This window comes from Pseudomonas sp. Fl5BN2 (assembly GCF_009908205.1).
Lineage (GTDB): Bacteria > Pseudomonadota > Gammaproteobacteria > Pseudomonadales > Pseudomonadaceae > Aquipseudomonas.
Genome location: NZ_JAAARL010000002.1, coordinates 456,966 through 468,081 on the forward strand (window position 1 = coordinate 456,966; position 11,116 = coordinate 468,081).

At 59.6% G+C, this 11,116-nt stretch carries 4 protein-coding genes; all 4 read right to left on the minus strand.

Translation table 11 applies throughout. The features are described from left to right. Nucleotides 1-90: 90 nt before the first annotated feature. On the minus strand, nt 91-570 hold the full coding sequence (locus GV819_RS04495) for a hypothetical protein (protein ID WP_161753878.1): 480 nt from the start codon (nt 568-570) through the stop codon (nt 91-93). A gap of 116 nt (nt 571-686) precedes the next feature. Further along, entirely contained in the window at nt 687-962 is a 276-nt protein-coding gene (locus GV819_RS04500) for a hypothetical protein (RefSeq protein WP_108544737.1), read from the minus strand. After that, the gene (locus tag GV819_RS04505) at nt 963-10,418 is read right to left on the minus strand and encodes a hemagglutinin repeat-containing protein (protein WP_161753880.1); all 9,456 of its coding nucleotides are present in this window, start codon (nt 10,416-10,418) and stop codon (nt 963-965) included. Between the two features lie 27 nt (nt 10,419-10,445). Then, nucleotides 10,446-11,116 (minus strand): ShlB/FhaC/HecB family hemolysin secretion/activation protein (locus GV819_RS04510; protein WP_161753882.1); only part of this gene is annotated, 671 nt, incomplete at its 5' end.

The following is an 11,116-nucleotide window of genomic DNA, read 5'->3' on the forward strand; positions in this document are numbered from 1 at the left end:
TGAAGACCATTTAACACATAAAAACAACAAAACCAGAGCCAACAACAAAGCCCCCAAAGCATTCGTTTCAATTAACCATAAACACCAAAGCTAAAGCCCCGCAAAAAAACTAGCTGGATCCACACAAAAAGCAAAAGCGTTAGACTCTTTTATCTTTTCCACAACCAAGGGTAATTCAGGCTCAACAACCTCACCACTACCAAACAACACCAAGCTACAATCCGAGGAAGCAGCAAGATATATAATTCCTTCTAGCAGCGATAAAGATAACTTCCTCAAATCAAGATAGCATAAAACATCGTCCTCCCAAACTTCTATTCGATCACCATCCTTACAACCAAACATTCTTGCCTCACTAGTCCACGACTCAATTTCCGGAAGTAAACGAGAAGCCCTATCCAACAACAACTCAATACTTTTTCCTCCTAGCCAATAGTTAGGAAAGCCGTCTAAAACCTCATCCCCGCGCCCCTCCCCACTATATTCAGGCAGCCGCTTCACCATTCCACCACAAACACTTACTATTACCTCTTTAGGAACCAAAGCAAATTTAAAGTGCCAAACAGCCATCACACCCCTCCTCTATTTAGGCTACAGATATCTCCTATTGTATTCAGCACGTCACTTCCTTTAGACCTTTACGCAGCAGCCATAACAAAAATAGTTATTTTAGAAAAATCCACCAATCAAGTTCCCCCCTCCAAAAAGTCGTCCCCTTCAACATAGTCGTACAACTGGATCTGCGAAAAGTCGTCATCATTAACGAATAGTAAATCATGCCCTTCATGCTGTTGAAAAAAGGCCTGAATAATATCCCACGCACGCTTATCATTAAGCCAAGCCCTTTCCTTGTCAGAGTAAACCCCCTGAACAACTAATCGCCCTCCCTCCTTCGCCAGCTTCTTTCCTAAGTTCAATGAAATCCGGCAAGTCTTGCAGCACAAATAATAATACGTACCCATTTACTTCCCTCTCACAATCGGAATTTGAATAACCCCATGCTGTGTGATTGCAAAAACCTGCTCCAACTCAGGACGCTTCGGCACCACGTTATTTAAAGCTCTATCCATATAGCCAGCAACCTGCTCAGATGACAAACTCAATGCACGCGCATCAATTACCACCGCACTTGGAAAACCATTAAGCTGCGAACTCCCGGTACTAATATTTCGCTCAAATATTCTCTTTATACGATTATCTGTCAGCTCTGACACCGGAACATCTGGAGTTTCAAAAGTTTTAAACTCTGCACGAAGCCTTGTACCATCTGGCAAACGAATAGTCGCGTCACCACTTGGTGTATTAGAGCCTCTCAACAGAACACTCACTCCTCGCTCTTCGGCAAGAATATTAGCAATATCAATTTCTTTTTGTAGAGGTAATCTACTATCAGGGAGGTTCTGTGCAATGGTCACAGTTCCTTTTTCTGATACCTTTTCACTATACACAATTCCCGGACTTAGCTTGTGCTCCGGAGTCACATAGGCGCCATCCTTCTGCACTCCATCCAGCTGAGTACCGCCAGTATGAGGCGTAGTGATTATTCCACCACCTTCAGCGTAGCCCCCACTGGCAGGATTCCATCCTGATGCATCAACAATCGGATTGACCAGCTTTCGGTTTTCGTCATCAAGAAGATGAATTGGAAACGGCATGTGGGTTAGCAACTCCCAAAGCCCCATCGAAACCCTCAGCCGACTCTGCAATTGCTCCTTTGTTTCAGAGAGGCCCCGGCTGGCACTTTCAATCATGGAGTTGGCAGCGTTACGCATCCGCGCTTGACTTTCAGGTGTGGACGCTTGATAAACCAGTGCGCCGACCAGGGCAATCTTAATCCCCGAACTAGCGAACCCCTGAGCATAGTTATTTGCGCCTGCGGGAGAATCGCTGAGGCGACCGATGAGCGCTGTCAGTTCAACTGACTTCTCAGGACTCTGACGGGCAATTTCTTGCATTCGAGCGAGAAGAAGCTTTTCCCCGTCAGTTTTTGGGTCTCCGAACTTCTGCTTGAGTCGAAACTCAATAGCCTCCGCACGTCTGCTCTCATCCTTACTAAAGGCTTTTAGATAGTTTTCGGTTTCTACCAGGACTCTATTAATGTCTTCGGATGTGCCCTGAAGATTGTCTGGCGACGTGATTAGAACGCCCATGCTGGCCAAGAGGAGGGTTAGCTTTACCATCGTCTCCCGGCTTTTTTCCCCATACAACTCAACACTCTTCTTCCACTGCTCATACGCCTTCTTCGGGCTCGCCACAGCGCCAAGGGAAGAACTACTCGCATACAAATCCGTACGCGATTCTTCATCCTTGGTGATCTCATACGCCTTGCTCACATCCCGGTTCAGCCCGGCCGTTGAATCGGCTCCGGTCTCGGCATCCTTGCGCACCACGATCTCGCCCGCCCCGACGGTCGCGCGCACGATCTGCTCGCGGTCCTTCTGGTAATCCCAGCCGCTGACGCTCCAGCCGGTTTCACCTTCCTTGCCTTTACCTACCTGGCTGCTGTCTTGTGTGGTGCCACTACCGGAGCTGTAGGTGCCGCCAACGTTCAGGTAATAACCGTGCTCCTTGTCCTTGCCGGCGATGTCGCTGAAGCCCAGGGTGCCGGTGTCCAGCTTGAGGTTGCCGTTGTCGGCAGCGATCAGCGCACCGTCGATCTGGGTATGGTTTTCGGTGCGGATATCGACCTTGTTCTTGCCGGTGATGCGGGTTTGCTCTTCAACCCAATCAGTCTTGCCGGTGGTCTGGCCGTAACCGACCGAACCACTGAGCCCAGGGGCAGGACCAAAGGTGGCGGTAACGCTGATGTCGAATTCCTTACCCTTGACCTTGCCGGTATCGGCGACTGAGGCGACGTTCAGGTCCCCCCCGACACGCCCGATCACTTCATCACCACGCAGGTTGGCACCAGAAATGTTGGTGTCCTTGCCACTGGTGAAGCCCAGACGGTCCCCGGCATAGAGATAAGCCTCTTGCTGGCGCTCGCCTTCACGCTCCAGATTGCCCTTGCCCATGCTGACGCTGGCGTAGACGCCCACGCCTTCCGAGCCAAAGGTAAAGCCCATTTCCCCGCCACCACTGTTGCGATTGTTCTCGCTGCTGTGGTCGTTCTGCGCGGCGCGGATGTTGAGCTCGTTGCCGGCATCCAGGTCGATGTTGCGTCCGGCCTGGGCCTGGGTCCCGATCAGGCTCAGGTCGTTGCTGGCCTTGAGGTTGATGTCGCGCCCGGCATCCAGTTGGGTGACGGTGGAGGAACCCTGGCTGCTCTCGGTGTTGGCGGTGCCGAAGCTGCCGCCAACGCCGATCTTGAAGCCGCCGCTGGTGCCGCCGTGGATGCCGCCCCACATCTCGGTGTTGCGGGTTTCCTCGCTGATGCTGCCTTTGGCCACATCCAGGGTGACGTCGCGCCCTTTGACGTTGATGTCGCGCCCGGCCCCCAGCTGGCTGCCCTTGACCGTCACGTCGTTGTTGGCTGTGAGGTTCAGGTCGTTGCCGGCCTGCAGGGTTGAAGAGCGGTTGCTCTGCTCGATGATCTCCTGGCTGCTGCTTTGCTTGCTGTTGCCAAGCTTGACGTCGGCGGTCGGCCCGGCGAGGAACTGGCTGACCGAGTCGACGGCCTTGAGGGTGCTGGAGGCTTTGCTGACGTTGTTTTCACCGTCGCCGGCACCATTGACCGCGTCCTTGGTCTTGCCATAGTTGTGGTTGATGGTGACGCCCAGGCCGTTGCGCTCGCTTTCACGCTGCTGCTCGGTCACCCGCACTTCCCGGGCGGCGTCGATCTTGATATCGCGGCCGGCCACCAGGTTGATGTCGTGATCGGCCTTGAGGTCGGAGCCGATCTGATTGATGTCGCGCTTGGCGTTGATCGACAGGTCTTCACCAGCACTGATCTGACTGGCGGCGGCGGTCTGTTGCTCGACGCGGTTCTTTTCCTTGTTGCGCTCGGCACCGGCGAAGAAGCTGACACCGTTGTCGTCGCTGCTGACGCCCACGCCGACTTGCTTGCTCTTCTTCCAGTCCTGCTCCGCCGAACTGTTCTGCGCCGCCACCACGTTGACGTCGCGTCCGGCGTCGAGGCTGACATTGCGCCCGGCGCTGATGCCGCTGCCCACCACATTGATGTCACGCTCGGCCTTCAGGCTCGCATCACGATCGGCCAGCACTTGGCTGCCCACGCTGGTGCTGCTTTGCGCCTGGCGCCCGGACTCCTTGGCCGAGGCGAAGGAAACACTGGCCCCTGAGGTGGAAAGGCCGACCTTTTTCTTGTACTGCTCGCTGCGGCTGTAAGCGCTGTCGTTGGCCGAAACCAGGTTGATATCGCCTGTGTCCTTGACCAGCCCGGCGCGCAGTTCAACATCGTTGCCGGCCGCGGCCTCACTGGCTCGCAGGCGGATATCGTTACCGGCGGCCACCACCACATCGTTACCGGCGCTCAGCTCGCTGCCGACCTGGGTCGCGGTGGTTTGCAACTGGCTCTTGCCGCTTTTCGACAGGCCGAGGAAACCGGACTTGGTCTTCTTGCTGTAGGAACCGTGCTCCTCGACACCAGAGAGGATCGCCACATCGCCAGTGGCGCCGATCATCAGGTCTGTGCCGGCCTTGAGCTGGCTGCCGATCACCGTGACATCACGGCCACCGTTGATACTCATGCCGCCATCGGCTTTCTTGCTGGTGTTGAGGGTCAGGTCTTTACCCGCCTCGACCACCGAAGCGACGTTGGTGCTGTGGTAGCTCTCCTGCTGCTTGCTGCTGCTCTGACCAAAGGAGCCTTTGCCCTTCTTGGACATGAAAGAGGCACTTTCATCCTTTGCCGACAGCACATTGAGATCGCGAGCGGCATCCAGAGCGACGTTCTGCGCACCTTTAACCTGGCTGGCCACCAACGTCAGATCCTGGCCTGCCTTGATCGACAGATCACCACCAGCCTCTATGCGTGAAGACTGCTGGCGAACCTGATCGTCAGAACTTCTACCGTTGCTGGTTTTGAACGAGCTATGACCTGTATTGGCCGCAGACTCGATGGCAACATCTCGTGCCGCAACCATCGACAGGCTTTTCTGGGCAGCAACCTTGCTGGCCACTACTTGAATGTCCTGACCCGCTGTTGCCTTCAGACTGCCAGCTATCTGAACATCACCGGCATTTTGCGTGGTTTGACTACGCGTCCAGAGGTCCTTCTTGAACCGGCCATTACTGCTGTTCGCCTGTTCGGTGGACATAATGGACAAGTCACGTCCAGCGCTGAGTACCGCATCACCGGCCGCGGTCAATGCGCTACCCGTATTTTTCAGGTCCCGGCCAGCAGTCAGGGTCAGATGGTTGCCGGCCTCGATACGCGCTGCACTATCAACAAAATCGCGTTGCTCATTACCGGTGGCGGTGGAGCTCTGATGACGAGTCAAGGTCCGTTCGTTGACCACATCCCCCTCAGTTGCCGTCAAGGACACATCATGTCCGGCTATAACACCGCCGGCCTTGTTCAGCAGATCCTTGCCGGCCTTCAGCTCCAGCCCCTTCCCCGCCTCCACCAACCCACTATTGACCAGGTTCTCCCCCGCCACCGCCGACAGGTCATTGGCCGCACGCAAGGTGCCGACGTTGTTCAAATCCTTGCCGGCAATCAGGCTCACGTCCTTGCCCGCGATCAGCGCGCCATTCGGCGCCAGGCGGTTGTTCGAGTGAGCCAGGTACAGCACCGGCACCAGCACCTGTTCGCCATTCACTTCATGGCTTTCCAGCCAGACGATGTCGTGGGTCAGCGCGGCGACCTGTTCCGCGGTCAGGGTGACGCCCACCGAGAGTTCAAGCTGTTGCTTGCTCTGCAGGGCGTTGTCCATCAGGTGCTTGAAGAGTTTTTCACCGCTGTCCTGGCCGTCGATAAAGCGTTGGCCAGTACGGGCCACCATGGCTTGCTGGATCAGTTTCTGTTCGTAGAAACCATCACCCAGGCGCTTGGTGCTCTCCTCGGGGTTGTAGCCGAGGTGGGACAGCAGGTAGTCCGAGCTCATGAATTGCTTGAGGTTGGTCAGCGCCGGGTTGGTTTCCACCAGGTATTTGTGCGGCCGGGACAGGCTCGCGGCGTCCGGCAGGCCGGCGATCTGTGCCGGGGTCGGGGCTTGTGCAGCGCTGCTGCCCTGGCCGCTGAGGCGGAACAGGCCGTTGCCGCTGGTGGGCAGGGTGAAGCCCGGCAGTACCAGCGGGTTGACCTGTTGCTGGGCCAGTTCCGGGGGCAGTTGCGGGTTGATCCGGATCGGCGTCGAGTAGCCGTTGCCAATGCCGGTGTCGGTCAGGGTCTTGCCGGCGCCGACGTACTCGTAGAAGGAGCGGATCACGCTGTTGTCGAGGGTTTTGTCAGCCTTGAGGTTGACCTTGCCACCGGCCTGGATGGTGGCGGCGAAGGATTGGTCGCCATCCACCACTTTGCTGCTGGAGCCCAGCATCACCCCGGTCCAGCCGATAAAGGCGCTGAGGTCGGAGGCGAAGCTGGCCGACGGGGTCGGGTTGTTGCGGGCGTTGAAGGCGGCAGCCTGGGCGGCGGCGTTGCCGGTTTCGTTAACGAAGCTCCAGTAGCGCCGCAGGGTGGTGATTTCCTGGGGTTGCAAGCCCTGGTTGAGGATAGTGATGGCGTTGACGTTGAGGTCACCGGCCGCGGTGATCAGGCTGCTGGTGTTGGTCAGTACCTGGGTGTCGATCTGCAGGTCGGCGCCGCTGTTGAGGCTGGCGGCGGCGCTGCTGTTGGTCACCCGCAGGCGGTCGGTCTCGGCCACTTCCCACAGGCCGTTGATGCGGCCGCCACCACGGTCGTCGCAGCCGGCGCCGGGAATCATGTTGCAGGACAGGCGGGTGATGCCGGCGGCACTTTTTTCGTGCTCGATGTACTCCAGCACGTCCATCACGTTGTTGACCGTGGTGGCGGCAATGGTCAGCTTGCCGAGGCTTTCGATATCTCCGGAGCGGTTGTCCAGCAGGTCGGCCTTGGTTTGCTGGTTGTCCTTGGCAATCAGTGTTGTGCCCAGGCTGTACACCTGGGCGTAGCGGTTGGTGAAGCTCGTGGTCAGCAGTTGCAGGTTGCCGCCGCTGGAGATCAGGCCTTGGTCATTGACCAGGGTGGCGGCAGTGAGGGTCAGGTCATCACCACTTCCCAGGGTGCCGCGGTTGTTGATGCTGGAGGCGGTGAGGTGCAGTTTCTGGTTGCCGGTGATGCGTCCGGCGCTGTTCAGCGCGCCATCGATGTTGACGCGGGTGTTGCCGCCACCGGCGATGCTGGCGCTGTCGGTCAGGTCCAGTTGAGCGGCGTGCAGATCCAGTTGGCCAATACTGCTCAGGCGACCCTTGCCGGCGTAGTTGCCACTCAGGTCAACACTGATCGCAGCGTCGCTGCCGATCAGGCCGTCGTTGTTCCAGTGAGTACCGCTGCCGGTCAGGCCATTGCTCGCCAGGAGCTGGCCGTCGGTGGTCTGGGTCAGGTGGTCGACGTTGACTGTCAGTTGCTCGGCCTGGATCGAGCTGCTGTTGGTCCAGCGCTCGGCGTCCAGGGTCAGTTGGCCCGCGGTCTTCAGGCGGCCGCCGACGTCTTCGAGGTTGGCCATGGAGATGCCGAACACGCCGCTGCCGCTGTGCAGCAGGCTGCCGCCGCGGTTGTTGAAGGTGCCGGCGTCGAAGCTCAGGTCGTGGTTGGCGGTTTCCAGGGTGCCGTCACGGTTGTCGAAGGTGCCGCCGATGTCGAATCGGCTGTTGCTCGACAGGCCCAGGGCGCGCATCTGCCCGCGCTGGTTGTCGAGGCTGGCGGCCGCCGTGGCCAGGGTGCTGCGGCTTTCGATCAGGCCCTTGCGGTTGTTCAGGGCGCCACTGAGTTCCAGGTCGATCTGCCGGGCGCTGATCTGGCCACCGCGCTCGCCGCTGTTGTCCAGGTCATGGGCGGTAATGTTCAGGCCTTGCTGGGCGAAGACCTCGCCGTCGCGGTTGTCGAGCTGGCCATCCACTGCGGTTTCAAGGGTAGCGCCCCCCTTGAGGGCAGACACCTTGCCTTCACGGTTGTCGAGGTTGGCCGCCTTGAGCGTGAGTTCGCCCAGTTCGGCGATGACCTGCCCGCCCTGGTTGTCGGCATCGGCGACGACCTCAAGCCCCAGGGAGGTCTTGGCCTGCAGCAGGCCCTTGGCGTTGTCCAGGCGCTCGGCATTGACTTGCAAGTCGGCTTCACGGCTGAGGATTTCCCCCCCGGCGCTGTTCTGCACTTCGCCACTGGCGCTGATCAACACTGAATCATTGGCCGCGACCCGGCCCTTCTGCCGGTTGTCCAAGTGCTCGGTGAACAGCCGCAGCCACTGCTGGCTGGAGAGTTCGCCTCCCTGGTTCTCAACCTTAGTGCTGCGCTTGAGCAGCAAGGGGCCGGCGGCAGACAGCTTGCCCTGCTGGTTGCTCAGGCGCCCCAGCAGGTCGAGGGTGACGGCGGCTTTGCCGCTGAAGGTGCCGTGGCGGTTGTCCAGGTCGCTGCCGGTGAACGTCAGGTCGCCGCCAGCGTTGACGGTGCCGCCGCTGTTGCCCAGGGTCAGGGCGTTCAGGGTCAGGCTCGCGGCGCTGTCGATCGAACCGCCCTGGCTGTTGTCCAGCAGGTCGCTGAGTTTGAGGCTTTGTGCGCCAGCGCTGGAAATCACCCCTTTCTGGCTGTTGTCGAGGCTCGCGGCCTTGACGTCCAGGGCTTGCTGGCTGACCAGGGCTCCGCCCTGGCGGTTGTTCAAGGCGTTGCTGAGGGTGATGTCGACACCGCCCTTGAGGCTGGAGACGGTGCCTTTGTTGCTGTTGTTCAGGCCGATGCCCTTGAGGGTCAGGCCCTGCCAGCCCGACAGCAACCCGCCCTGGTTGTCTAGCTCAGCGCTGCCGGTGATGGTCAGGGTCTGTTGCGCCAGTACCACGCCGGTGAGGTTGTCCATCCCGGCCAGCACCAGGGTGCTGCTGCCCTGGCTCGACAGTTCGCCGCCGCTGTTGCCCAGGTGGCCCAGGGTGGCATTGAGGGACTGCTGGCTCTTGATCAGCCCGCCCTGACCGTTGAGCACCTGATCGGCATTGAGTTGCAGGCGCTCGGCGCTGAGCAGCTTGCCCTTGTTCTGGTTGTCCAGGGTCCCGGCGCTGACCGTCACCTGGCGTTGCCCGCTCAGGGTGCCGCCCTGGTTGTTCAGGGTCTGCTTGGCCGTAACCGTCAGATCACGGCTGGCCACCACGCTCTTGCCGCTGTTGTTGAGGCTCTTCGCGCTCAGCGTGACATCGCCATTGGGGTTGCGGCTGTTGTCGAAGTTGACCCCGGCTTCGATGATCCCGTGGTTGTTCAGTTGCCCGCCGCTGCTGAGGTTGACGCTGTTGGCCGCTGCCAGGGTGCTGTGGTTGTTCAGGTCGCCCTGGGTCTGCACCTCGAGATCGGTCCCGGCGTACACCGCGCCCTGGGCGTCGAGGCTTTGGGCCTTGATCGCCACCGCTCCTTTCTCGGCGCTCGCCTCGGCCATGCGCAACTGGCCATTGGCATCGAGTTGGATATCGCCACCGCTGGCGATCATCTTGCCGTCGAGTTTCACCCCGACCCCAGCCTCGGTGCCCACCAGCTTGATGGCCCCGGCGTACATGCCGCCCAGGGCGCTGCTGTCGATGGCCAACTGTGGTGCATCCGCAGGGTTTGCTGCCCGCGCCGTGGCCTTGAGGGTCTGGGCGTCGACATCGTTGGCCCCGGCGATCACCGCCAGGTGCTTGGCCTGGATCTCGGCATTGATCCTGGCGCTGCGGGTGATGATTTCGAACTGGTCGATATTATTCGCGTTCAGCCCCGCGCCTTCGATCGCCACGCTGCCCTGATCCACCTGATAACGCTGGAGCTGGCCATTCTCGATCACCGGCTTGCCGGTGGTCAGGGTGGCCTTCGGGGTGTTGATAAAGCCGCAGCCGTTGCAGGTCACGCCATAGGGGTTGGCAACGATCACATGGGCTGACTGCCCGGCCACTTCGGTGTAGCCCTTGAGCTGGCTGGGGCTGCCGCCGTTGACCTCGTTGAGGATCACATTCGCTGCGCGGCCACCCAGATTGGGGTTGCCGAGGATGATCCCGCCAAGCTGGGTTTGCTGGGTACGGTTGGTAGCGTTGTTGAGAATGACGCCCTGCTGGCCAACGTTGTAGTCGCTGAACTGGTTGTGCGACAGGCCACTGCCGTTAGGCGTGGCGATGTTGACGATGGGCACGCCATTGCCGGCCTGGCCGAGGGTGGTGCCGCCACCGTTGACCACGATGCCGTCGGCCATCGCCACCACGGGCTGCCAGAACATCACGTTGGCCAGGATGAACGCCAACCCGCGTTTCGACAGGCCCCAGAACGAATCACGGGATTGCAGGGCAGCCGAGGGCTGACGGACCAGGAAGGCAAACTGACGAACATCCATGTCATGTTTCTCAGGTAAAGAGCGTAATTAGAGGAAAAAGTCCAAACGGAAGTAGATCGGTGCTTCGCGTTCACTCAGGGCCTCTGGCCGCTCGAGGGAATGGGCAAAGGTCACGCTGGCAGCCAGGTTCTTGCCGCGGGCAAACAATTCGATGGAGTCGCTGGAGACCCGACCGTGCTGCTCGACGTTGTAGCGGTCGTGGCGGATCGCCCCGACGTCGTAGCCAAGGTCGGTGCCGTATTCGGCGAACACCGGCCGCAGCCAGTTCCAGGTCACCGGGCGGCTCCAGCGCAGGTCGTTGCGCCAGTAGTAGCCGCTGTCGCCATTCAGGCTCTGGTCCTTGTAGCCTCGGATCGAGGACTGACTGCCCAGGCTCATGCGTTGCGAGCTGAACAGCACATCCTCACTGCGCTGGGCGGTGACCAGGCTGCTGAACACCAGCGACTCGTCCCACAGCTTGAACGGCTGCATGTAGCTGGCCGTGGCGGTGTACTTGCGGTAGCGCGCGTTGGCCTGGCGATTGCCGTATTTGTCGCGCTCGTTCTGGCGCTGGGCATCGAAGGCGCCGATACCGTCCTGCAGCCCCAGGTCGAAGTTGACGAAGGCACCGCCAATGCGCCGGCCGTGGTTGATGCCGAACTGCGCTTCGCTGAGGCGGTTGCTGCTGTTACTCAGCTTGCTGTCTTCGATGTAGTTGT